Genomic DNA, 22434 nt, shown 5'->3' with positions numbered 1-22434 from the left:
CATGGACCCATCTTCCCGCACCGGGGAAATCGTGGAGATAGACATTGGTGATGTTCCTGATTCTCGCCCTACGAATTAGACGAAGTTGCTACGAGCTGCTGGCCTCACCCAACCCTGACACGTAGGGCAACCCCCGAAAGCCCTTCGCGAGCCCTGCCCCAATTTGCTGTGCGGAGGAGATTTTTCGCTTTGGGGCACCACACTTTCGTGTCTCTTGTGTCCCAATCACCAAGTACGCTGTCCCCGTTGGTGACAATGAGAATGGGGGTGCCAATTGGCAGGGGAAATTGCACAAGAAGTAGCCGTCGCTCTGGCGTTAGGCAGCGCAGCTATCGGCGCAGGGGGCTCCGTCCTCTCACAAGCAGTTGGCGGATACATCACGAGCAGACGCGAGAAAAAGAAGGCTGAAGCCGATGAGCGCCGTTGGCAGATCGAGGCAAACGCAAAGCGCAGGGATCGAAGCCTGGACCAAAAGACAACCCTCTTTTCACGGTTCCTTGCCACGGTAGAAGGGATCCAACGGGAGGAGGCATGGGGCACTCCCATCAGTCACGCAACTTTCATGGGCCACAAGCAGACTCTCGACGAGGTACGAGAAACCGTGGAGGAGATTGGCCTCGTTGCTCCCGACGTTTACCGTCACGTGAAAACCACCTACGACAGCGTCGGAAGCATGCTGTGGTCGAAGGTTGGTACACAATTTGAGCAGGGTGATCCCGTAACTGTCACCGCAGCGAGGCATGCCGACGAGTCCCTCCACTTCTGGATAGGACTAACTCGCACCGCACTTAGGTCATACATAAACCACGAGTCAGTCGCGTGGCCTGAGCAAGCCATTACCGAGCACAAGGCCCGACACCGCGAAGAACGCAAAACTCTGAACGCGGCGAATAGCGGCCCGCGCGCGAACAGTGACGGCTAGATCAAGGGCCCCCCTCAGAGCCCAGGACCCTGCGTCCCAAGCCGCGAGAGGGGCCTTTTTTCATTAGTCAGCCGCTGATCAGCGCTATATTGCGATCGCACGATGGCGGAACTTCCCGTCCTCGACATCTACACCAGCACGAAACCTAGGGCTTCAACACGCAATGCCCTAAATTCCTTGCGTTGCCATCGCTCGCCGGTGCCATCCGTGAACTCCACTTCTCGCTGCGGCAGGAACTCAGTTAAGTCGCGATAAAGCAGCATCGAGTCTTGCCCTGTGTCGCCGGGCTTGATCGCCCGCCACGTTCGCAGTATCTCGGTGGCCGCTTAGTCCGCGCCCAGCGTGTATGGCCGGAGTCTCTAAACGACTGAAACCATTGAGATGGGCTCGTCCCCGCCGTTATGAACCTGCTAAGCGGCGCTTGCTACTCTCCGTCTGTTCTTCCTGCTGCCTTCGAAAAGCTGACGATCTTCGGCGGCCTGCTCACGCTCTCGCCGAAGCTGGTTCCTGGTAGCCGGGCCGGAACCCACGGCGTAGAAGACCGCGCCCAGTGTCCCGACTGCTGCCAGCCAGTCCGGGACAGTGCCCCAATCTCGCGAAACAAGAACGCCCCCAAAATCCACACCTAACTCCTAACACAAAGTGATGCGCCATATGAACGCTATTCCACTGCTTTTGCCGCGCACCTCTGAGGATACGATCAGGGCATGTCATCAAATGTTCCGTCGTCCGGCGATTATCCCGACAGAATGATTCACGTCGAAGCACTTGTCCCCGCTGATTCGGAGTTGACGCTAGCGTTCCCTGCACCATACGCCGATCAGTCACGGAGTCCAGAAGTCTTCGAGCGCCAGTGGAGGCTTCTAAACTACGCCTTTGGGCTACCTGACCCATCCACCTTTCCCGCCCTGAGGCTGGCTTTAGGCGATGGGGACATGGCAGCCTTAAAGCGGTATGTCCTGACTTGTCGAGAGCTTGCGGGCTTTTCCATGCTGGTTGATAGGCGAAGTCTCCAACTGAGCGGCGGAATCGGAATGGAGACCCAAGTCTCCTTCACCATGCCTTCAAAGGAAGTAATCCTTGGCTTTGCAGTCCGCTTTCGCCAGCTTCACTCCGATGACCCTGCCAGCTACACGAAAGTACGAAACATCATTAGCCAGGCGCTGGGGAAGGAAGGACCGCCTCTCTCCACAATGGGCAGCGACCAGATCCGGCAGTGGAAGCGAGCTCGGGCTGAGCTACTGAAGTTCTCATTGGACGAGATTGTTCAGTCGAAAGTTTTGAAGGCCGAATGGCCCAACGGATCAACTGTTCCCGAGCCCGAGAACCTATTCACGCCCTCAGAGCTAATCGAACTATTTCAGTACGGCGAGTACATCCACTGGGGTGAGCATCGCAACCTTCACGCGGCCATTCAGCGAAATCCTGCACTAAGCGCCATCCTTGAATTCAGATTTCACTCGATCCAAATTGCTCTTACCCATTTCTACTTTGGATTCTCAAAGCTCGCTGAAGCCGCTGTCCGCGACCTTCGGGACTAAACCGCCAGCCCTGGCCAGTAGGATCAACACATGACAGGTGGAGAGGCCACAGCAGCGCCCGTTTACCGTCGCATTGGACTTTGAATCTGGCCGGGCTACTCTGCAAACGCCGATTCAGCCCTGCTACACGTGAAGCGCCTAACTTCAGAACTCGTCACCGACCTGGTGGGAAGCCGCCTGCCACTCAACGAAGCCCGGCGCGTCCAGCCGCAGGATTCTCAGTGCGGGCTCCTTGTGGGACTGCAGGCTGACACAGCCAGCCGTCCGGGTATGGGTCCGCAGACGCTCGACGGCGTGTGGCAGCCTCTCGTGGAAGGCGAGCGGCCCGAAACCGGGATCGTCGCTGTCATAGGAGGCCAGTTCCGCCCGGTGCAGCGCGTAGAGCTCGGCAACGATCTCGGTGTGCCGCCACCAGCAATCCGGAACCACCGACGTCGTCAGCTGGTACGTGGAAACAAGCCATCTGACCCACACCGCCAGGTCGCCCCACACGGTCCCGGCCTGCGCGGCCGTCAGTTCCCGCCAACGGTACGTCACGCCGTTCGCCCTCCCGGGCGGCCGGAATGCGGATCGGAAAAGCTCGGCCGTCAGCTCGTCGTCGTCTCCCCCGACTGAGGGGATCTCAAAGTGTTCGGTGTCATCACGGCTCGCCATCGCTCGCCTCTTCCGCTGCTTGCTGCCGCACGCGGTGCCCGTCGGCCAGGGCTTGTTCAAGCTCCAGCTTCGACCGGCCAAGTTCGGCGGCGTCCTTGCGCTTGTGCCATTCGCGTAGATCCAACAGGATGGGGCGGGTTCGACGCCCCAGCATGAGTGCTGTGCCAGTCGGGAGGCGCCGGATCTCATCGAGCGGCAAGACTGGGCTCTCCCTGATCTGTTCGCCGTCCTGGCGGCCCTGCGCTGACCAGGAACGGGTGTTAAGGGTCAGGCTCCGCTCCCCCAGCAGCCCGGCGAGCGAACGAAGGTCACGCTCGTCAGAGCCGCCGCCGAAGATCACCTTGATGATGGCCGAGTCCCAGATGGTTGCGGCCTCATCGATCGACCAGCCCGTCCGCGCCTGGGACAGCGACTGCAGGACCACAAGAGTGGAAATGCCGATGCCGCCGCCGTCAGAGAGGGCGATGGGCAGGCCCGGCCACGGTGCCAGGTTGGCAATCTCGTCCAGGATCAGGGACAGGGGCGGATCCAACCTGCCTCCGGGGGCGATAAAGGCCATTTCGCGGGCGGCATTGTCGATGTCGTCGATTAGGGCCGAAAGGTACGGACCTGCTGCGGCGGCTCCGGCGCGGGTCCCGATCAGATACAGGGTGCCGCAGTCACGGATGAATGTCTTTGGATCGAATTCCTCGGATTCGTCCAAGGGGTCCAGCGCGGCGAGTACTTTCGGCGATGACAGCGGCGCCACAGCAGCCGAGACACCGATCCAGGAGTTCGACGTGTTCCTGGGGTCATCATCGAGTATCCCCATCAGATCGGCATGCCATCCCAGCGCAGACTCGGGCCGGCTCAGTACCTCCAGCGCCTCACGCGCCAGGACAGGGCTCGAGGACCAGCGGCGAAACGCGCGGACGCCTTCCCCGGACAGTGCCGCAGCGTGGAGGAGGCATTGCAGGATGATCAGCGAGCGCTTTTGCCAGGCCGCGTTTTCGCCTTTCATCTCGGTGTCTGCGGTGATGACGAGGGCGCGGCGGGTGGCGGTGTCAGGATCCTGGCAGCCGCGGACTGGCGACCAGCGGAGCGTTGAAGGCAGCCCGGACATGCCCTGTGGATCGAACACTGTTACCGGCCTGCTGCCGGTGGCGCGGGCCTTCATCGTGACCACCAGGTTGTCGGACCGGGTGGACGTGGTGACCAAAGCGCCAGGCGCGTCGAGGATCGCGTTGATGACCACGTAGAGGCCCTTGCCTGAGCGCGGCGCGCCTTGGATGACCATGGATTCCTCGGTGGAGACGTGGATCGTGACGCCGCGGGAACGTCCCAAAGTCCAGGCCACGTCCTCGATCCGGGGGTTGGCTAGGCCTGGCCTTGTGAACTTTCCTCGCCTTCGGACGGCCCTGGCTCCGAAGTCGTGCAGGATTTCCGCGCGCCGGGCGATCCCCTCGCGGTTCAGGATGTCCTGGCGCAGCCATGCACCTGATTGCTTCCACCGCCGCCATGCCAGGACGGACCCGACGGCGAGCGTGGCCGTCAGGAGTAGCGCCGGGCCGACCATCCACCACACTGTGCCGGTGCCGACGTCGCATCCTTGTGGTTGACGGACGATCCAATCGATCCGGCCGATGAGGAGCCCGACGGCGGCGGCCGGGTTGAAGGGCGACGGCGGACCGCCGCCGCAGCGCCAGAGCATCAGGAGATGTGCTGCGCCCTGGACGAGGGCGCACAGGCTAACGTAGCCGGCTGTGACGATAAGCCCGGCCGTGACCAGTGGAGTGTTGTCCCCTGCCCGCCGGTTCATGGCAGCCCTCAGATCATCCGGTCGTCGGTGCCGAAGACTGCCAGTTCATCTGTGGTGACACGGTTGGCAACGATGAAGGAACGGTTCCCGACTTTCCAGAGCCCGACGCCTTTGGGGAGGTTCTCCACGTGCTCGCATTCGGCCTCTGACAGGCCCAGGGCTTCTTTGGTCAGGCGCATGGCATCGTGCTTTTGCCGGTAGATGATCCTGGTGTCGGCTTCGGTGAGCAGTCCGAGTGCCTTTTGGCGGTGGCCGCTGGTGCTGTCGCCGATTTCGTTGAGGTCGGCCACCTTGTGCATGATGAGCAGATTCGCGATGCCGTAGGTGCGGGCCAGCCGCCATTGCTCGCTCATTTTGGCGAGCATGTAAGGGTCGGCCAGCATGCGCCAGCCTTCGTCGTAGACCACCAGCCGTTTGCCGCCGTCGGGATTGGTGACGGCGGCTTCCAGCCAGGTGGCGCCGCACGCCGCGGCGAGGGACAGCGCCTGCTCCGAGGCACCGATCAGCGCGGACGTGTCCATCACCATCATGGGCGCATCGGCGTCGAAGGAGACGGTGGAGGGTGCATCAAACATGCCCTCGAGGTCGCCCGAGACCGTGCGCCGGAGGGAGTGGCTGACTGCCTGTCCCCCGTCCTTGCCGACCAGCCCGATCGTTTCCCTGGACGGGTTCAACAGGTGGTCCAGGACCATGGGCAGCGTGGGATTGGAGTTCTGGGCCACGGTCTCCATCAGCGCCATGTCCAGGGCCGTGTGCTCGACCGGACGCAGCGGCATCCCCTGCCGCATGAGGGACACCAGGGCCACCAGCAAATAGCGGCGTCGTTGCCGGACCACGGCCTGCCACTGCGCCTCGCTCAGCGCACTGGACCGCGGCCCGGCGTCGAGCGGATTGACCCGGGCAGCCCGGCCGGGCCCCACAGAGATCACCTTCCCGCCAACGGCGTTGGCGACGGCAACCCACTCACCCTTGGGGTCGGAAGCTACAGCAGCCTTCCGACCCAGCGTGACCGACCTGGCCACCAGGGACTTTCCGCACATAGACTTCCCTGTCCCGACGGTGCCGATAACAACAATCGAAGGGCCGCTGATGACGCCCTTGTCATAGAGAATCCATGGATCGTAGGAGAACGCTCCCGAGCCGAAGACGTCTGTGCCAATGTATGTTCCCTCGTGGCCCAGGCCCGATTCGGTGATAAACGGGTAGGCAGCGGCAAAGGTCATAGTGGACGCCCGGTGCGGTGCCGGGCGCAGGCGGTGCGGGCCGCGCAGGGAATTCGGTTCACCGCTCCCCCAGTCGCCGCCGCGCTCCCTTCTGTCGAGCCCGGCGCCGATAGTCTCTCCGACTTGCTGGAGCATCCCCTCCCACGGTTTGCCGTCCGCGGCAGCCGAGTCCCGGCGTCGTTCCTTCCGCTCCTGGCGGTTCCCACCCGCCGGCACGTAGTGAACCGATTGGCTTGTCCTCTTCATCGCAGTCCCCGCCCAAACGGGAGCGCACCAGCGACGAACCCAGCCCACTGCTGCCCGGCCAGCAGCCGCAGTTCGACAAAGGCTCCCGCCGCCGCCGACTCGAGCTCCTGCCTATGTCGAGCTAGGTCTTCGAGGGTGCCCGCCGTGATGGTCACGTACGCGGCCGGCCGCACGTCTCCGTGACCGGCGACGATCTCTTCCTCGCGCTGGGTCACTTCTTCTTCCTCTGCGCGTTGCTCGCGGGTGAGCGGCCTGTCGAAGCGTGAGTTGATCCGTCGCCTCGTTTCATGGGCTTCCTGGGCGGAGCGAATGTCCCGCAGCGCCTCAGTTGTCGGCACAGCCCGGATCACCTCAGTCACCGTATGGCGGAAATCGCCGACATAGATCAAGGGGTGGAGGAAGCCCGGAAAGACCTTCTGCCGCGGCCATTCGGCGATCCAGAACGTTTGATGAAAACCGGAGTCAGTCCGCACATAGGTCCAGTGCTCATCGACCGCCATCGGCCCGGCAGTGGCGCTGGGCGCCTTGGGCTCTTCGTTCTGGGGCCCCGGCGCCATCGTGCTGACTGCGGGCTGCCGGACCGGGGCTGCCGGGGCGGCCGGATCGAAGGCGCCACGGACGACGTCGAGGAGGCCTGTCTCCGAGAGCCATTCCTCCACCCTGACGCTGTGCGTCGCCAGTGCGGTGGTCATGGCCTCGACCTCCAGCCGCAGCACCTGTTCGACGCCGATCAGTCCCCCGCCTGACTCCCTGATGCGGCGCCGTGCCTTGGAGGTATCCACCACAAGGGCGAGCAAAAGATCGTGGCTCATCGCCGATCCGGCCGCAGCGATCAGATCCTCGTAGGCGCGCTGACCCCAGGTGAGTTCTTCAGGGGTGCTCGCCCGCTCTGGGGCAGTGCGTTCATAGAAATCGCGCAGGGCCGACGAGGGATACGGGACGGTGTAATCCTGGACAGCGATTCTGGCGACGCTGCTGCGCTGGGCCATGCCTGCCTGCACCCGGGACCAGGCCTGAACCGCCCACGCCTTGTCGTCAGAATCAAGGAGCGCGAATGATCTGGTGCTGCAGCGCAGCACGGCGATCGCCTCTCTGCCCCGGGCGTCCACAATGAACGACTCACCGTTTGAGGTCCGACGCAATTCCAGGTTCCCCAGTCCGCCCGGGAGCGCCAGCCGCCCGGCCAGGACCGCCCGCTCCGGCCTGACTAGGAAGCGGGTTTGCTTGGCGGCCATCCGGTAGAAGAACAGGGCAGCATGCCCGGCCCACACCGGGTAGGGAATCCTCGAATACTGGAGCAACCCGAGCAGGATGAGCGACAGCCACAATGGCCCGGATGCGAAGAGGCCAACTGGTCCGCGAAGTGCCGATGCCGTGCTGGCTACAAGGACCCCGGCAGCCAGCAGCAGCAGCTGATACCACTTCAAACCCATAAACAAGCCTCGACGCTCGTACCGGGGGAATTTGACAGCCTCGAGGGCCCGCGAACTTTCAGACATGGGGATCACCATCATTCGGGGACTGAACGACTGGTTGCTGTCGGATGGGCGGGCCTGGAGTTGCCATCGGCGGCCCCAGCGGGGAGGCCGGGTGTGGCGCCTGCGTCGGTGCCGGTCGAGGAGCCGCTGGCAGTGATGCCGCTGGCGATGGTGCCGTGCGAGAGGCCGCCGGATCAACCGGCTGCCTCGGCGCCGGGGGCTGCTCTCCAATCGCACGCTGGCCCGGCCCAGTGCGCGGAGCGCCCGGACTCGAATCCGACCCACGCCGGTTGCCACGCGCCCGCGGCGAGGGTCGCCCGGTAGCCGCGGCACCGGCGTCGAGCATCAACGGTGTGGCACCACCCGCGGGAGTCTGGGGCGAGGTCATGACTGTCTGCGATTGCGGCAGTGGAGACCGGGGCGGCAGCACGCGAGTGGGAAACTGCGGTCGGCTCGACTGGATCGGACGATTCGCAGATGTGTGCGATGCCAGGCCCGCGAGCGTGAAGCGGCCGCCGGTCTGTCGGCTGATCTGCCGTGCGACAACTCCAGAGCTTCGAGAGAGTATGTGTCCGCCGCCCGCAGTTTGCGCAGCTGCTGCAAGCTCACCACCGGCGAAACTAACAAGGCGTAACGCCATCAGCGGGGCACCGCAAGCCAAGGCCATGCCGACTACTCCGGCTGCCAGTCCGGCGAATGACTTCGACTCGGCAAAGAGCTTGATGGCGACGGCCAGCACGGTCGCGGCCAGCGGCTTGGCGAGAAGCAACGCGACGACGATCTCGCACCACCGCCGGGCCCACGTTTGAGTCTTCTCCCACGGCATGAGCATGAGAGCGACCGGGGCGACTGCGGCAAGCACGAGGAGCGCAAAGGATCGAAAAATCATTGAACACATCAGGATGAACGCCAGAACCCAGACAACGATGACTGCCATGGCGGTGACGACTACCGCCCCGGCCGCACCTCCCGTGGACCCGGGCGCCAGAGAGACGACGTTCCACTCTCTGCCGGCGCCGGCCGGAGCTTTTTCGAAGCCGAACAGCCTCATGAACAGCACATAGGGATCCGTTCCCATGGAGCCGAGAAGCGCCGTCGACGCCGAATCGCTGACTTTGGTGAGCTGGCGGACCAAGTACACCGCACCTGCCACCATCGGGACAGCGGCGGCCCCGCCTACCAGGGCCCGCACAAGACGGCGGGGTTGTTGGCTGATCAAACCGGACAGCAGCTGAAGGATCATGGCCACGACAAGTGGCGTCATCATGACGACGACCCACCAACTCGTGAGCCCTTCGACGGCGGTCCACTGCGAATCATCCACGTCTGAGAAGCTGAACGCGCCCGTGATGAATGACCAGATCCAGGAGGCGATGTTTTGGAGAATGTTCGCGAAGAACGACGCTATGGAACTTTGAACGCCGTCATTGGCCTGGGAGACGAGACCACATCCGGGCGGCCACCATCCGTTCAGATCACACTGAACCGGCATGACTAGTCGGACCTAGAATCCGAGATTGAACGCCGACTGGGACCAAAGAATGTAGCCGTTGATGCCGCCCAGGATCGCGGCCACAGGCCCAGTCCAGAGCAGGATCATGCCCCCACCGGAGGCCAGACGTGACGATTGGCTCAACTTGCCCGCCAAGAGCATCGCGGCTCCGATGATCGCGACAATGGCGATCACTATAAAGGCGCCGACGAGGATGCCGCCGCCGATCTGTTTCAGCGATTCGAGAAAGGGGAAGTTGGCGTTGGGGGTGATTCCGGGATCCACAGCTGCCAGCAACATCGGGCGCTCCATCTGTCGTATTCCAAGGGATGAGGGGTTTGGGCTCACGACTTCATGGAGGTGGCGGGGCGGGGCTACATGACGTTTTGCTGCCCGGGACGGATTCGCACCCCCTTGGGCATCCTGCATCGGATACCACTCCGCAGGGAACAACTTTTGTCGGCCGGGCGGGCTACACTGATGAATCGAACGTTGGAGATCTATCGCAGCGATGAACGCCTGACGAGTCACCTGCTGCTGCCAGCAACGACAACGAATCAGTATCAGACGAACGCGGCGGACCTTCCCGAAGGGCGCAGCTTCCAGGCTTGGGACCCGGCTCGAATCGATGAGTGGGCTGCTCGAATGGGACCGGCGACGGTGACGGTGATCGGCAAGATCTTCGAATCCGTCAGCATCGAGGAGGCGGGCTACGACCCCGCACTTGCAGTGTTGCGCCTGTCTCGGCGGTTTTCTCCAGCCAGGGTGGAAGCGGCCTGTCAGCTCGCGCTGCGCGGCCCGATCCGCTCCCCCCGTTATGCGCACCTGCGGCCGATCCTCGACACCGGGCAAGACAAAACCGGGCACGTCCCTGACGAGTCTGAGAGTGACGATGGTGGATACGTTCGGGGCGGCGCCTACTACGCCGGAGGGGTCCGATGAGCCGGCTGGACGGGAAACCAAACGCAAGCTACGCGAGATGAACGCGGGCGAGTTGTTGGAGGCGATCGACACCCAGGACGAGACGCTGTCCATCAGCCTGTCGTTCGAGGAGCGCGTGCGGCTGGTCGTCGATGACGCTTACTCCACGTTCACCCATTCCAAGGTCGCGGGTCTGATCTGGCGGGCGGGACTGCGCTACCCGAACGCTGATTTGCGCCGCATCGATCTACTCGACGAGCGCGGTCTGAACCGGCAGCTGCTGACCCAGCTCGGCACCTGCTCTTTCGTGTCCCGACAGCAGAACGTTGTCTTCCAGGGCTTCACCGGGTCAGGGAAGTCGTATCTGGGCTGCGCGGTCGCGAAGCGTGCCTGCGAGAACCGGATCCGCGCCCATTACGTCCGGATGCCAGACCTCGAGGAAGCATGGGTCGCCGCGCAAGACACCCCCGGCGGGTCCGGGAAGTTCCTGCGCAAGTATGCAGCCTTCACCCTGTTGATCATTGACGAGTGGCTGCTGGACAAGCCGACGGAATCCATGCGGGGCATGCTGCTGGAGCTAATGGAACGCCGTTACGGCGAAACCTCAACAGTGTTCTGCACCCAATACTCGCAGAAAGACTGGCACCAGCGTCTCGGCTCGGGCGTTCACGCGGACGCGATCATGGACCGGATCATCCACAACACGATCTGGGTTGAGACCGGCACCTACAACATGCGCGAGCACACCGCCCTGGCCAGCGTCTAAAACCGTGAGGGGGCGTCAGTGGCTCCGAGTCACACCATCACTGGCGCTCTCTCGCACGATCGGTGGTGCTGAACCGCACGATTGGGTGGTGCTCACTACCTCAAATACTCAGTGGAGAGCTCCATCAGCGTCGCCGAGCCTCGCATGACGCCCAGAACCGGGCCGTTGATAAGGTCGCCGAGGCCTTTCGGCCGGTTCGCATTCTGATAGAACACGCTGATGTGAGAGTCCTATCGGCTGCTGAGATCGGCAAAGTCATGCGGGATTTCGAATGGGAATGCCAACACTGGGAACCGACGCTGCCAACGGGAGCAAGACACCTGCGTGTAAGCATCCGTCAGGCTCTAGCGAATTGTTTCGGTTCTCCGGCGGCAATCGCCGAAGATCCCGCAGCTGACAGCAGGCCCATGCAAACCTTTGATCGGTATTGGTGGGACCTCGCCTGCACTTACGTCGAACATGCCCAGAACCGACTGGGAGCATGGCAGCTTCAAGAAAGGCGCAGGACCTTAGAGATTGTCTATTTCGCCGACTGGCGACAAAAGACGAGGATGCTCTTCACCGGGGCCAGGATGAAAAGTCTAAATAGCGATCTCCTCCTCGGCTGTGGAGTGTGGAACTCGATCGAATCCGATTTGAGACCTGTTTCTTCGATGAATCACGCCTATCTGGATGTAGTTTAAGTGTGGCATTGGAGGTAACTTGCGAGTAGTATGGCTGGATATAACCAAGCAGGGAGCCGAAAATGTCTATCGACGCAACCGTGGGTACGGCGGCGGTCCGCACCAACGAACTGGGTATCCGGGAGATCGTTCGCCGGCTCAACACCGGTCTCGGGCCGACCCTGGTCGCAGGGCTGACCGGCAGCAAGGACCGTCGCATCTCACACAAGTGGGCGAAGGAAGACGGACCCGAACCAAACGCGCCCGCAGTTCGCCGCCTCATGTCAGCAATCCGGCTGTGGACGGAACTTTCCGATGCGCACGGCGAGCATGTGGCCCGACTGTGGTTCATCGGCTCGAACCCTTGGCTGGACGAGGACTCACCCGTTGAGGCGATCATGGAAGACCGCTTCAAAGAGGTTCGGGTCGCAGCGAACGCCATGCTCACCGGAGGCTTCTCCGGTTGAGCTCACGCATCTGCAAGACCACCGGTCTGGCCCTGGTCTCCGGGCCGATCTCCGGCTTCCGAATTGCCACCGCTACCTACGGCGCGCTGAATCCCGAGAAACGCCACGATGGCGAGTCTCGTGAGGACTGGAGCCGTTGGGACACCCCCGGGCGCACTCTCTACATCGCGGACACGCTTGAAACGGCGTTTCGCGAGTGCCTGGCCTGGGCGCGGATGAAGCCCAGCCACAAGCAGAAGCTTGGAAAACTGGCCGCACTCTGGGGCATCACACCGGAGGACGTGATGAAGGAAATCCAGGACGACTTTGCCCGCCTCGGTCACATGCAGCCTGGCCACCTCCCCTTCTCCTGGCGGGACTCGCGCCTGAAGCACGTCATCGACGTCCCAGAGAGTGCCGGTGTATGGGTGGACATGGAAGAGCAGGCCACCTTGGACGTGTTGTCGTTGGGTCCTGCGGCCGACATCATGCCCTTCACCGGCCACGAGGAAATCGACCGGGCAGCCGCATTCTCGAACGATCGTAATGTCACCACGCGCATTGCAGAATGGCTCCGTAGCGTGACTCTCGATGACGGCAGCGAGCTGGCCGGTATCAGATTTAAATCCAGGGTAGGCAACGGTACCTGCTGGGCTTACTGGATGCGACGGACTGACTTGGGGTTGACGGAGGTCGCCACGGCAACTGCCGGTGTGGAAATCTCAGCCAAGGAACCTGCCATGGCCGCCGTCACGGAGGCGTGGGAAATTCGCACCTGGTAAGTGAGATCCAGGTCGGCCTTGGAAGGATTTCGACGTCTTGCTGCGGGGCCCTCAGCCGTTAACCGCTGATGTAGAGATCTCGGCTGCCAGTTTTTCACTGGAGCCATCAGTGATCCGGATATGAGCAGTGCAATCGGCCTTCGCCGCCAGGGGAATCTGGATGTCTTAACGGGCTATCCGGTCACATGCAACCCTCCAGCCTTGTCCATCTGATGGAACAAGGGTCAGGGGCCCCTACAACTGTCGTACCCGGGCCATCCAAACCTGTCACAGCCACCCTCAGTTGCGTTTGCGCGTCGAGCGTTGCTCTCGTTCTTCTTGCGTCTCAGCTCGAACTTCGCCAATTTTTCAGGACGGGCCACGATGTCGAGGACGTGTAGCCATGCGACGTCCGCGAAATCTCCGGGGATGTCTCCATCGTTGGGAATAGCAAGTTGATTTGGCCCCGGTTTAGTCGCTTGTTTTGGCCCCACCCCGGGTAGGGGTTTCCGGGTTGGCCGCCGGTGCGGCCGGGGTTATCCTTTCTGTGCTTGGCGGGTGGTTTTGAGGCGGTAGGAATCGGTTCCGGTGTTGATGATGCGGCCGCGGAATGTCAGCCTGTCCACGATGGCCGCCGCGAGGCGGGGGTCGGTGAAGGTCTGGCCCCACTCGCTGAAGTTGGCGTTGGAGGCGCAGGCGATGGATGCCCTTTCTTCCCGGGCGGTGATGATTTGGAAGAGCAGCTCCGCTCCGTGGGTATCGAGCTTGACGTAGCCGACCTCGTCAAGCTATGCGGATGTTTGCATAGATAACTCTATGTCTTGTTCCGGTGGCCGCTGGTGCACCCGCGCGGATGCGCTGCTCGGTGTCGAGGGCATCCACGTCAGCTCCGTCACGGCAACCACGGCCTGCCTGCTTCTTCGTGTCGAGACCGGCGAAACCGTCAGCGGCTGCCCGGGCTGCGGCGTCGTCGCGGTCGGCCACGGACGCCGTCAGGTCCGCCTGCACGACATTCCCTGTTTCGGTAGGCCGGTGCGGCTGCTGTGGGCCAAGCGGGTCTGGCGCTGCCCGGACCCGGACTGTCCGAGGACCACATTCACCGAGGAACACCCGCTGGCCGGGCCACGGGCGAAACTCACCGCCCGGGCCGTTGGGTGGGCGACCGACGCGCTGCAGCGTTTCGACACCTCGGTCTCCGCGCTGGCCCACCAGCTCGGCGTCTCCTGGCACACAGCCTGGGACGCCATCAAGGCAGAAGCCACCCGGCGCATCGGAAGCACCGGCAGGCTGACGGGTGTGAATGCGCTCGGTGTCGATGAGCACGTCTGGTCCCACACCGGCCCGCCCGGATCCGGCATGGTCACCGGAATCGTGGACCACACCCGCGACGCCCACGGCGTCGTCCACGCCCGGCTGCTGGACCTCGTTCCGGGACGATCCGGGAAGGCCTACGCCGACTGGCTCAAAGACCGCGGCACCGGATTCACCGCCGGCATCAAAACAGCAGCGCTGGATCCGTTCCGCGGCTACGCCAACGCGATCCGCGACGAACTGCCCGAAGCCATCACGGTCCTGGACGCATTCCACGTCGTGAAGCTCGGATCAGCCATGGTCGACGAAGTCCGCCGCAGGGTCCAGCAGGACACCCTGGGACACCGCGGCCGCAAAGGCGATCCGCTCTACGGGATCCGCCGGACGCTGCAGATCGGCGCCGAACACCTGACCGAGAACCAGACCGCACGGCTCGATGCCAAGCTTGCCTCCGGAGACCCCGACCACGAAGTCACCCTCGCCTGGCAGTGCTACCAGAAGCTCCGCAACATCTACCACGCCAGGCCGGAGAAGGGCCGGGAACTCGTCAACGAGGTCATTGCTTCATTCCCGACCTGCCCGATCCCGGAAGTCGCCCGCCTCGGCCGGACACTCAAACAATGGAAGACCGCGATCCTGGCCTACTTCGACACGAACGGCGCCTCCAACGGACCCACCGAAGCGATCAACGGCGTCATCGAAACCACCCGCAGAATCGCCCGCGGCTTCCGCAACTTCCCCAACTACAGACTCAGATGCCTACTCGCCGCCGGCGGACACCGCCCCTACCGGATCAAACAGACCAACCATGCCTAAATGCGAAGGGCCGGTTATCGTGGATGACCCACGCACCGACCTCGGACTACTTTGACGTCCACAGGACCGTCCTTCAACAGTCCCTCGTGACCAACCTAGGTGGCTCGGATCGCTCCGTCGTTTGACGAATTTCCTAGCCCGCGGTGATCCTTCCTTGCCAAGGGCTGGTCTAACACACGCCTGAGAACAGCGACGTCTTCTCCAGTCGTACCCCCGGAAATCCCAACTCCCACAATCGCGCCCCCGGGGAGTTGAACAGGGGCTCCGCCCCCGAATGCCACCAGCTTGCCGCCTGAGCTTACGGTCAAGGCGTAGAGAGGCTGTCCGGGTTGTACCAGTTCGCTGAGACTCTCCGTGTCGGTGTTAAGTGACGCAGCCGTATATGCCTTTTTGAACGCCATGTCCAAGGCGTGAAGGGGCGCACCGTCCATCCGGTGAAGAAGAATGCTGTTACCGTGCGCGTCGACGACGCTGACCACTATGTTGACGCCAGCTTCCGTTGCGGCTTGTTCGGCCGCGAGGGCAATGCTTCTTGAGTCTTCCAGCATGTGCTTCATCGATTCGTTGCAGGTGAAGGAGGGTATTGAGTGGTTAATATCGGGCCTGACGAAACTTTGTACGGAGTCATCGGTCCAGTCCCGGCATGCTCCGGATGCTTACTTCCCGGTGCTGAAGGCGGCGTCGAAGGAGGTGGACGAGGCGGGGAAGTCGTATTTTTTGAGGTTCGTGAGGGCTTCGGGGGCGCCGTGGAGGCGGTCCATGCCGGCGTCTTCCCACTCCACGGAGATGGGCCCGTCGTAGCCGATCGCGGTCAGGGCGCGGAAGGCCGATTCCCAGGGCACGTCGCCGCGGCCGGCGGAGACGAAGTCCCAGCCGCGGCGCGGATCGCCCCAAGGCAGGTGGGAGCCCAGGACCGTGTTGCGCCCGGTGGGGCGCAGCTTGGTGTCCTTGCAGTCCACGTGGTAGATCCGGTCCTTGAAATCCCAGATGAAGGACACGGGGTCGATGCCCTGCCACATGAAGTGGGAGGGGTCCCAGTTCAGCCCGAACGCTTCCCTGTGGCCGATCGCTTCCAGCGCGCGGACGGTGGTCCAGTAGTCGTAGGCGATCTCGGACGGGTGGACCTCGTGGGCGAAGCGGACCCCGCATTCATCGAAGACGTCCAGGATGGGGTTCCAGCGGTCCGCGAAGTCCTGGTAGCCGGCGTCGATGACCTTCTCCGGAACGGGCGGGAACATGGCCACGTACTGCCAGATGGAGGAGCCGGTGAACCCGACCACGGTGTCCACGCCGAGGGCCTTGGCGAGGCGGGCGGTGTGCTTCATTTCCTCGGCGGCGCGGATGCGGACGCCTTCGGGGTCCCCGTCCCCCCAGACCCTGGGGCCGACGATTCCCTCGTGGCGGAAATCGATCGGGTCATCGCACACGGCCTGGCCCTTGAGGTGGTTGGAGATGGCCCAGACCTTGAGGCCATACTTGTCCAGGACGGCGAGCCGAGACTCGACGTAGCCGGGTTCGTCCCAGCGCCAGGCGTCCAGGTGGTCGCCGGACACGGCGATTTCCAGGCCGTCGTAGCCCCAGCCGGAGGCCAGCCGTGCGACTTCCTCGAAGGGCAGGTCGGCCCACTGTCCGGTGAAGAGGGTGTACGGGCGGGGCATGTCAGACTCCTTCAGAAAGATTTTTAGATTCGACGTGTGGACGCGCTCTGTTGCGATGTCCGGCCTCCGTCCGGCCAGGGCACGGAGTTTCGTTTTGCCTTCCGGCGATGCCAGGAAGTCCGTCCACAATCAGAGAATGAGCCGTCGTTTGACTGGAGCAGCAAAGCCTGACTGCCTGGGTTCGGACGGGGACGGAACACCCGATGCTAAGCAAAGACGTCGGGGTCAAGCCCGGTGCGTTCCCCGTTTTCGAGTCCGTTGATTGCTTCCATGTCTTGCATATCGAGGGCGAAATCAAAAACGTCCAGGTTCTCCGCGAGACGGGCGGGTGTGATGGACTTCGGGATCACCGCGTTGCCCAGCTGGATATGCCAGCGGATGACTACCTGTGCCACGGTTTTGGAGTGTTTCTGCGCGATCGCCTCCAGAATGGGGTTGCCGAACACCCGTCCACGGCCCAGCGGCGACCAGGCCTGTGTCAGAATATCGTGCTTGGTATTGAAGGAGCGCACGCGTTCATTTTGAAACCCGGGGTGCAGCTCCACTTGGTTGACCACTGGCTTGATAGTGGACTGCGCCAATAAGGTCTCGAGGTGATCGGGCTGAAAATTCGAGACTCCAATGGACAGGGCACGCCCATCTGCCAAGATCTTTTCCAATGCCCTCCATGTTTCCACGTACATATTCTGGCTGGGCACAGGCCAGTGGATGAGGTAGAGATCCACGTAGTCCAGTTTGAGTTCGCTTAGACTTTGCTCGAATGCCGCCAGCGCCCGGTCGGATCCGTGGCCGTCATTCCACAGCTTGGTGGTCACGTGAATCTGCTCGCGGGGAAGCCCCGAACGACGGATGCCGTCGCCGACGCCGGCCTCATTCCCGTATATGGCGGCAGTATCGATGCTGCGATAGCCCAGCTCAAGTGCCGCTGCCACGACATCCGCCGTAGCCGGATTCTCGGGGCCAAATACGCCGAGGCCTATCTGGGGAATGGTCAATCCATTGTTTTGGGTGATCAGGGGAATGCTGGTGTCCGGGCGCATGGTCGGTGTCCTTCGATCGTGGGTTGTTGGGGAGCGAATGAGAGTTCCTGTTCGGTGCTGGATACGGGCTTAGGACGGGAACGCGGCCAGCCGGCCGGCGGATGGGCCGCGCGGTGCCATCCGGGGCTGCGCCGGCATCAGGACCGGATTTTTTTCAGGCATGATTTGACGTAGGCATCGGAGTCCCGCAGATGCTGGCTGATTTTCACGGATTCCCACCCGTGCGTTCCGTGGCATTTGAGACTGGCGGCCCCGGTGTATCCGACGCGGTCTAGAGCCCCGAGCAGCACCGTGTGATCCAGCGTTCCGTCGGGCCGCGGAAGTTGGCGGTCTCCGGGCCCAAAATTCAAACCATCCACGCCGTGCCGATAGTTCCGGTCGATGTCCCAGATGTAGTAGTAATAGAGCCGCTTGCGCTCCGCAAGGAATGTGATCGCCTCGCTGATGGTTTCCTGCATGACCCACAGGTGCGGGGGTGCTAGACAGATACCGAGGAACGGATCATCTATGTCGCGGATGAGCCGTTTAATCTGGGCCAGTGTGTCGACGCCCTCTTCCCACCGTTTGTCCTCGTTGCCGCCAGCTTCAAAGTCTGCGGAGAACGGAACGGTCAGGTGGTTCTCGACGGCGATGCGCACGCCATGCTTCGCCCCGGACTCTACGAGCGGAGGAAGGAAGGCGGATACGAAGTCCGGATAGTTGGCCTCGCAGTCGAAGATGACAGTGTCGATGCCCAGGTCGCTGGCGAACTCGATCCGTTCCAGGATCTCGTCCTGGTTCTTGCCGTACACGGTGAGCCCGCACGGGCGAACGTTGTACTTGTCCAGTATTCCGAGGATCTTGCCCGGATCGTCTCCGGGATTGACGTGGTGCCCCAGCGGCGCGGCCGATGACCACAGGTTTATTTCCCGGAACCCGATATCGGCCAGGTCTCTGACTGCATCTTCAAAGTCGATGTCGTGGTAGGGCAGGATTTCTGCGGTGTATCTGAACATTTCTTGGTCCTTACGTTGTTCCGGGACGGGGGTCACCAGATGAATACGGCCTTCTCTGTTTCGCGGCGGTCGAATGCGGCAAACGCCTCTTCGGCGTCCTCGAGGGAGAATTCGTGACTAATCAGTTTTTCGACGGGGATCTGATGATCCTGTACGAAGCGAATAATTTCGGCCCAGTCTCCGAGGGGAAAGTACCAGCCGCCCACAACAGTCAGCAGCTTCCGGATGAACTGGTCGCTGGGATTGATTTCAGTCGCTCTCGACTCGCCGACGAATGCTACGGAACCCTGCTTGGCGACCGCGTCCAGGGCCGTGTTCTGCCCGGCGGGGTTCCCCGAGCAGTCGATACTGATTTCGGCGCCCCGGCCGTGTGTTAGTTCCCGGATTGCCGTGACGGCGTCGGTGTCCCGGCTGTTGATGACCTCGTCGGCGCCGAGTGCCGTTGCCTGGTGCAGCCGTGAGTCCAGGACGTCCACGGCGATGACACGGGCGCCGAAGGCCTTTCCGACAAGTATCGCGGCTGCTCCCATGGGGCCAAGACCTATCACGGCAATGGTCTTGTTCCCGGAGACCCCAAGTTGTTTTTGGACGTGGTATTGGCTGCCGACCATGTCTGTCAACACGGCTCCGGCGGGAAAAGAGATGCTGTCTGGCAGAGGGAGTACGTTTCGTTCGGGCAGGACGAAGTACTCTGCGTCTCCGCCGTCCAGGTCGAATCCGAAACACCGCCAGTCAGGGCACAACATCAGGTAGCCGGTCGCGCAGTATTCGCACTTGCCGCAGCCGAGGGCGAGGTACCCGGCAACTCTGTCGCCGACCGCCACGCCGGTCACGGCGCTCCCGACCTCGACGACCGTGCCGGCAGCTTCGTGTCCTGGCACGAAGCTTCCTGTGCCGGCATCTTCGCCGCCGACGATGGGCTTGCCGTAGTAGATGCTCATGTCACTTCGGCAGATCGCCGACGCCTGGGTCTTGACCAGCACTTCGTGAGGTCCGGGCACCGGAACGGGCTTGTCGACCACGGTTACTTGCTTGTTGCCTGGAAGGATTACTGCGCGCATGATTTATTCTCCGCGGTTTGAGAGAGGGCTATTTGATGACGCCGTAGAGTACGACGGCCCCCACGATGAGGGCGCCGAATAACGGCAGGGTCTGGAGTAGCCCGCTGGCCTTCTTTCCCCCGGCCTTCGAACGGTTGAGTGCAACGACTACGACGATGATGACGCCGGTCACCATGAGGTTCGTCCAGGGGTTCACGTTCAGAAGGTTGAGAAGGTTGGAGACCAGAGCCATAATTACGACGCCGACGACGGTCCCGACGATGGTGCCGCGGCCGCCGGAGAGCAGGGCGCCGCCCACGACGACGGCCGCAATGGCACTCAACTCGTATCCGTTGGCGAAGTTTGGATCCGCGGTGTTGAGCTGGGCCATGCCGATCAGCCCTGCCAGGGCGGCCAGTATGCCGCTGATGATGTAGACGCCTATGCGGTAGTTGCGGACGTTGATGCCCGATCCGAAGGCCGCGTCCTCGTTGCCGCCAACGGCGTAGAGACTGCGGCCGAAGACTGTTCGGCTTAACAGGATTTGTCCGATGACGACCGCGGCGGCAAGGATCACGATGGGCACCGGGATTCCGAGCACTGCTCCGCGCGCCAACGTTTCAAGGCCGGGAAGCGAAAGGTAGAGCGGCTGTGCGTTGGTGAGCTCGAACGCGACGCCCCGGGCTATGGTCAGGGTTGCCAGCGTCACGATGAATGGTTGCAGTCCTGCCATTGCGACACCGAGTCCGTTAACCAGACCGAAAAAGGCTCCGGTCAGGAGGCTGGCGAATATCACCGCGGGTAGGCCGTATCCCTGGTACATGGCCCCTACCACTGCAGATGCTGCCGCCACAGACGCGACCGACAGGTCGATGCCGCCGCCGCCGCAGAGGATGACGAGCGTCTGGCCGATGGCGAGAAGGCCGATCACGGCTCCGAGACGAAGGACGTTGGAGAAGTTTGTCGCGGTCAGGAAGGCCGGAGACAATGCTGCACCGACGATGATCAGGATGATCAGGGCAGGCAGCATTCCGCTCGCCGCGAGAATCCGCCTGGCGCGTTCCCGCATCGCCGAGTTTTCTTCGGGCCCTGCGGAGGCAGGTGCCGCTGTATGGGTCTGAATCACGGTGTCGTTCCAATCGCCAGTTCAAGAAGTGATTTTTCGGTCGCTTCGGATGCGACCACCTCGCCGACTATGCGGCCGGCACGCATGACCAGAATGCGGTCACAGATTCCCAAGAGTTCCGGAAGCTCTGAAGAAATGACCAGGGCCGCCGCTCCCCTTTCGGCCAGCCTGCCGATGTTTTGATAGATCTCCGCCTTGGCGCCGACATCAATTCCACGTGTCGGCTCGTCCAGGATGTAGATTTTTGGATTGCTGGTGAACCACCGCCCCAGTACCACTTTCTGTTGGTTGCCGCCGCTGAGGGACCGGACCGGTGTCTGGACGCTGGGGGCCTTCACCCGGACGTCGGCGGCGACCTTTTTGCTGTATTTGGAGAGTCTTCGCTCCCGGATGAACCGAAGGGTGCTGAGTTCGCGAAGATGGGGCAGCACGATGTTGTTCGAAATGGAGAAATCGAGCACGAGGGCCTCGGCCTTGCGTTCTTCCGGCACGAGCGCGATGCCCGCCTGGATCGCGTCCCTCGGTGAACGGATTTTTTTCTGCGTGCCGGCAATTGTTACCGTTCCGCGCTGGAATTTATCTATCCCGAAAATTGCTTTCGCGACCTCGGTTCTCCCCGCCCCCACGAGGCCGGAGAGGCCCACGATCTCGCCGGCTTTGAGGCTGAAGGTGATGTCCTCGAATACCCCGTCGCGCCCAAGTCCCTTGACTTCCAGGAGTGTTGCGCTGCTCACGTCATGGGCAGATTTGGTGTCAAAGAATTTCTCGACGGAACGGCCGACCATTGCCTGGACGAGCGCGTCTTCCGTCGTGCCCTGCATGGGCATTTCGGCGACGACCTGGCCGTCCCGAAGGACTGTGATGTCATCGGCGACACGTTCGAGTTCGGGCAGGCGATGGCTGACGTAAAGCACGGCAGCCCCTTGGCTCTTCAGTTCGGCGATGACCGTGAAGAGGCGCTCGATCTCGGGGCCGGTGAGCGTGGCCGTGGGCTCATCCAGGATGAAGATTTTTCCTTCGGCAGCGATGCCGCGGGCGATCATCACCATCTGCTTGACCGCCGGAGGGAAATCACCAAGGGGCAGGCGCGCGTTGACGTTGGTCAGTCCGAGGCGGCCCAGCAGGTCGGAGGCCTGCCTGACGAGCTTTTTCTGCTTAACAAAAAAGTTCTTCTGGGGGAGATGGCCCAGGAATATGTTCTCCGCGACGCTTCGGTCATCCGCCAGCGAAATTTCCTGCGGCACCAGACTGATACTTAACCGTCTTGCCTCCGCAGGCGTACGGATATGAGTGGGCTCGCCATTGAGGAGGATCTCGCCTTCGTCGGCGTGCACGAGGCCGGCAATGACCTTGATGAGGGTCGACTTCCCGGCGCCGTTCTCGCCCACGAGAGCATGCCCCTTCCCAGGGTAGAGGTCAAGACTGACGCCCGATAGCGCCTGAACACCCGGATAGGCTTTGCTGATTCCCCGCAGGGAGAGGAGCGGGGTACCGCTCCTCTCCCCCGAGACATTCTTATCTTCCGTCGTGATAGTCAT

22 protein-coding genes and 1 pseudogene are annotated in these 22434 nt (G+C 62.4%); 8 read left to right on the top strand and 15 right to left on the bottom strand.

The features are described 5' to 3' along the window. The first annotated feature begins 274 nt into the window (after nucleotides 1-274). Nucleotides 275-922, top strand: coding sequence for a hypothetical protein (locus AC50X6_RS03675; RefSeq protein WP_494964919.1), 648 nt, complete (start codon nucleotides 275-277; stop codon nucleotides 920-922). A gap of 128 nt (nucleotides 923-1050) precedes the next feature. On the opposite strand, the gene AC50X6_RS03670 is transcribed toward AC50X6_RS03675, so the two are convergent. Next, nucleotides 1051-1185: a hypothetical protein gene (locus AC50X6_RS03670; RefSeq protein WP_494964918.1), complete on the bottom strand. Its 135-nt coding sequence runs from the start codon at nucleotides 1183-1185 to the stop codon at nucleotides 1051-1053. Between the two features lie 444 nt (nucleotides 1186-1629). Here AC50X6_RS03670 and AC50X6_RS03665 point away from each other — a divergent pair, with 444 nt between their 5' ends. Further along, a complete protein-coding gene (locus AC50X6_RS03665) occupies nucleotides 1630-2463 on the top strand; it encodes a hypothetical protein (RefSeq protein ID WP_494964917.1) in 834 nt (277 codons plus the stop codon). Between the two features lie 144 nt (nucleotides 2464-2607). Here AC50X6_RS03665 and AC50X6_RS03660 read toward each other — a convergent pair whose 3' ends face one another. The 5 genes from AC50X6_RS03660 to AC50X6_RS03640 form a co-directional block, all read right to left on the bottom strand. Next, the gene (locus tag AC50X6_RS03660; RefSeq protein WP_494964916.1) at nucleotides 2608-3117 is read right to left on the bottom strand and encodes a hypothetical protein; all 510 of its coding nucleotides are present in this window, start codon (nucleotides 3115-3117) and stop codon (nucleotides 2608-2610) included. Next, nucleotides 3104-4915, bottom strand: a complete 1812-nt coding sequence (locus AC50X6_RS03655) for a type IV secretory system conjugative DNA transfer family protein (RefSeq protein ID WP_494964915.1) — start codon at nucleotides 4913-4915, stop codon at nucleotides 3104-3106. The genes AC50X6_RS03660 and AC50X6_RS03655 overlap by 14 nt, the downstream gene beginning before the upstream one ends. 8 nt (nucleotides 4916-4923) lie before the next feature. Beyond that, on the bottom strand, nucleotides 4924-6273 hold the full coding sequence (locus AC50X6_RS03650; RefSeq protein ID WP_494964914.1) for a putative type IV secretion/conjugal transfer ATPase: 1350 nt from the start codon (nucleotides 6271-6273) through the stop codon (nucleotides 4924-4926). Between the two features lie 107 nt (nucleotides 6274-6380). Further along, nucleotides 6381-7883: an SCO6880 family protein gene (locus tag AC50X6_RS03645; RefSeq protein ID WP_494964913.1), complete on the bottom strand. Its 1503-nt coding sequence runs from the start codon at nucleotides 7881-7883 to the stop codon at nucleotides 6381-6383. Continuing rightward, nucleotides 7876-9105 (bottom strand): type IV secretion system protein, encoded by a 1230-nt coding sequence (locus AC50X6_RS03640; protein ID WP_494964929.1) that lies wholly within the window; start codon nucleotides 9103-9105, stop codon nucleotides 7876-7878. The genes AC50X6_RS03645 and AC50X6_RS03640 overlap by 8 nt, the downstream gene beginning before the upstream one ends. Between AC50X6_RS03640 and AC50X6_RS03635 the strand changes: the two genes are divergently transcribed. Continuing rightward, nucleotides 9104-9280: a hypothetical protein gene (locus tag AC50X6_RS03635; protein ID WP_494964931.1), complete on the top strand. Its 177-nt coding sequence runs from the start codon at nucleotides 9104-9106 to the stop codon at nucleotides 9278-9280. The two genes, AC50X6_RS03640 and AC50X6_RS03635, sit on opposite strands and share 2 nt — an antisense overlap. A gap of 86 nt (nucleotides 9281-9366) precedes the next feature. On the opposite strand, the gene AC50X6_RS03630 is transcribed toward AC50X6_RS03635, so the two are convergent. Further along, nucleotides 9367-9654, bottom strand: coding sequence for a hypothetical protein (locus tag AC50X6_RS03630; protein WP_250821336.1), 288 nt, complete (start codon nucleotides 9652-9654; stop codon nucleotides 9367-9369). A 192-nt stretch (nucleotides 9655-9846) separates the two neighbouring features. Here AC50X6_RS03630 and AC50X6_RS03625 point away from each other — a divergent pair, with 192 nt between their 5' ends. The 4 genes from AC50X6_RS03625 (at nucleotide 9847) to AC50X6_RS03610 (ending at nucleotide 12931) form a co-directional block, all read left to right on the top strand. After that, entirely contained in the window at nucleotides 9847-10296 is a 450-nt protein-coding gene (locus AC50X6_RS03625; protein ID WP_494964912.1) for a hypothetical protein, read from the top strand. A gap of 37 nt (nucleotides 10297-10333) precedes the next feature. Beyond that, nucleotides 10334-11041, top strand: a complete 708-nt coding sequence (locus AC50X6_RS03620; protein WP_494964928.1) for an ATP-binding protein — start codon at nucleotides 10334-10336, stop codon at nucleotides 11039-11041. A gap of 745 nt (nucleotides 11042-11786) precedes the next feature. Beyond that, complete coding sequence (locus AC50X6_RS03615; protein ID WP_494964911.1) at nucleotides 11787-12170, top strand: hypothetical protein; 384 nt, start codon at nucleotides 11787-11789, stop codon at nucleotides 12168-12170. Beyond that, complete coding sequence (locus AC50X6_RS03610) at nucleotides 12167-12931, top strand: hypothetical protein (protein WP_494964910.1); 765 nt, start codon at nucleotides 12167-12169, stop codon at nucleotides 12929-12931. Before AC50X6_RS03615 ends, AC50X6_RS03610 begins: the two co-directional genes overlap by 4 nt. A gap of 515 nt (nucleotides 12932-13446) precedes the next feature. Here AC50X6_RS03610 and AC50X6_RS03605 read toward each other — a convergent pair. Then, nucleotides 13447-13698 (bottom strand): annotated as a pseudogene (locus AC50X6_RS03605) (ATP-binding protein); the annotation flags it as partial. 28 nt (nucleotides 13699-13726) lie between these two features. Here AC50X6_RS03605 and AC50X6_RS03600 point away from each other — a divergent pair. Continuing rightward, nucleotides 13727-15037 carry an ISL3 family transposase gene (locus AC50X6_RS03600; RefSeq protein WP_494964909.1) on the top strand — a complete coding sequence of 437 codons (1311 nt, stop codon included), beginning with the start codon at nucleotides 13727-13729 and terminating at the stop codon, nucleotides 15035-15037. Between the two features lie 95 nt (nucleotides 15038-15132). Here AC50X6_RS03600 and AC50X6_RS03595 read toward each other — a convergent pair whose 3' ends face one another. The 7 genes from AC50X6_RS03595 to AC50X6_RS03565 form a co-directional block, all read right to left on the bottom strand. Next, nucleotides 15133-15594 (bottom strand): GlcG/HbpS family heme-binding protein, encoded by a 462-nt coding sequence (locus tag AC50X6_RS03595; protein WP_494964908.1) that lies wholly within the window; start codon nucleotides 15592-15594, stop codon nucleotides 15133-15135. A gap of 99 nt (nucleotides 15595-15693) precedes the next feature. Beyond that, nucleotides 15694-16695, bottom strand: coding sequence for a sugar phosphate isomerase/epimerase family protein (locus AC50X6_RS03590; protein ID WP_494964907.1), 1002 nt, complete (start codon nucleotides 16693-16695; stop codon nucleotides 15694-15696). 206 nt (nucleotides 16696-16901) lie between these two features. Beyond that, nucleotides 16902-17735 (bottom strand): aldo/keto reductase, encoded by an 834-nt coding sequence (locus tag AC50X6_RS03585; RefSeq protein ID WP_494964906.1) that lies wholly within the window; start codon nucleotides 17733-17735, stop codon nucleotides 16902-16904. A gap of 137 nt (nucleotides 17736-17872) precedes the next feature. Next, complete coding sequence (locus AC50X6_RS03580; RefSeq protein WP_494964905.1) at nucleotides 17873-18730, bottom strand: sugar phosphate isomerase/epimerase family protein; 858 nt, start codon at nucleotides 18728-18730, stop codon at nucleotides 17873-17875. A gap of 32 nt (nucleotides 18731-18762) precedes the next feature. Continuing rightward, nucleotides 18763-19791 carry an alcohol dehydrogenase catalytic domain-containing protein gene (locus AC50X6_RS03575; protein ID WP_459317020.1) on the bottom strand — a complete coding sequence of 343 codons (1029 nt, stop codon included), beginning with the start codon at nucleotides 19789-19791 and terminating at the stop codon, nucleotides 18763-18765. Between the two features lie 28 nt (nucleotides 19792-19819). Continuing rightward, nucleotides 19820-20896, bottom strand: coding sequence for an ABC transporter permease (locus AC50X6_RS03570; protein WP_459317021.1), 1077 nt, complete (start codon nucleotides 20894-20896; stop codon nucleotides 19820-19822). Further along, the gene (locus tag AC50X6_RS03565; RefSeq protein WP_494964904.1) at nucleotides 20893-22434 is read right to left on the bottom strand and encodes a sugar ABC transporter ATP-binding protein; all 1542 of its coding nucleotides are present in this window, start codon (nucleotides 22432-22434) and stop codon (nucleotides 20893-20895) included. The genes AC50X6_RS03570 and AC50X6_RS03565 overlap by 4 nt, the downstream gene beginning before the upstream one ends.

It is taken from the genome of Pseudarthrobacter sp. HLT1-7 (assembly GCF_059383435.1).
Note: the sequence above shows the minus strand (reverse complement) of the source record. Positions and strands in the feature narration are given on the sequence as shown.

Excerpts from the sequence above, each read along its gene's own strand:
- AC50X6_RS03630 (WP_250821336.1), bottom strand. The coding sequence starts at position 9,654 with ATGTTGCTGGCAGCTGTGGATCCCGGAATCACCCCCAACGCCAACTTC.
- AC50X6_RS03660 (WP_494964916.1), bottom strand. The coding sequence starts at position 3,117 with ATGGCGAGCCGTGATGACACCGAACACTTTGAGATCCCCTCAGTCGGG.
- AC50X6_RS03670 (WP_494964918.1), bottom strand. The coding sequence starts at position 1,185 with ATGCTGCTTTATCGCGACTTAACTGAGTTCCTGCCGCAGCGAGAAGTG.
- AC50X6_RS03665 (WP_494964917.1), top strand. The coding sequence starts at position 1,630 with ATGTCATCAAATGTTCCGTCGTCCGGCGATTATCCCGACAGAATGATT.
- AC50X6_RS03585 (WP_494964906.1), bottom strand. The coding sequence starts at position 17,735 with ATGCGCCCGGACACCAGCATTCCCCTGATCACCCAAAACAATGGATTG.
- AC50X6_RS03655 (WP_494964915.1), bottom strand. The coding sequence starts at position 4,915 with ATGAACCGGCGGGCAGGGGACAACACTCCACTGGTCACGGCCGGGCTT.
- AC50X6_RS03575 (WP_459317020.1), bottom strand. The coding sequence starts at position 19,791 with ATGCGCGCAGTAATCCTTCCAGGCAACAAGCAAGTAACCGTGGTCGAC.
- AC50X6_RS03645 (WP_494964913.1), bottom strand. The coding sequence starts at position 7,883 with ATGTCTGAAAGTTCGCGGGCCCTCGAGGCTGTCAAATTCCCCCGGTAC.
- AC50X6_RS03620 (WP_494964928.1), top strand. The coding sequence starts at position 10,334 with ATGAACGCGGGCGAGTTGTTGGAGGCGATCGACACCCAGGACGAGACG.
- AC50X6_RS03565 (WP_494964904.1), bottom strand. The coding sequence starts at position 22,434 with ATGACTATCACGACGGAAGATAAGAATGTCTCGGGGGAGAGGAGCGGT.
- AC50X6_RS03635 (WP_494964931.1), top strand. The coding sequence starts at position 9,104 with ATGGCCACGACAAGTGGCGTCATCATGACGACGACCCACCAACTCGTG.
- AC50X6_RS03650 (WP_494964914.1), bottom strand. The coding sequence starts at position 6,273 with ATGCTCCAGCAAGTCGGAGAGACTATCGGCGCCGGGCTCGACAGAAGG.
- AC50X6_RS03640 (WP_494964929.1), bottom strand. The coding sequence starts at position 9,105 with ATGATCCTTCAGCTGCTGTCCGGTTTGATCAGCCAACAACCCCGCCGT.
- AC50X6_RS03580 (WP_494964905.1), bottom strand. The coding sequence starts at position 18,730 with ATGTTCAGATACACCGCAGAAATCCTGCCCTACCACGACATCGACTTT.
- AC50X6_RS03590 (WP_494964907.1), bottom strand. The coding sequence starts at position 16,695 with ATGCCCCGCCCGTACACCCTCTTCACCGGACAGTGGGCCGACCTGCCC.
- AC50X6_RS03615 (WP_494964911.1), top strand. The coding sequence starts at position 11,787 with ATGTCTATCGACGCAACCGTGGGTACGGCGGCGGTCCGCACCAACGAA.
- AC50X6_RS03600 (WP_494964909.1), top strand. The coding sequence starts at position 13,727 with ATGTCTTGTTCCGGTGGCCGCTGGTGCACCCGCGCGGATGCGCTGCTC.
- AC50X6_RS03595 (WP_494964908.1), bottom strand. The coding sequence starts at position 15,594 with ATGAAGCACATGCTGGAAGACTCAAGAAGCATTGCCCTCGCGGCCGAA.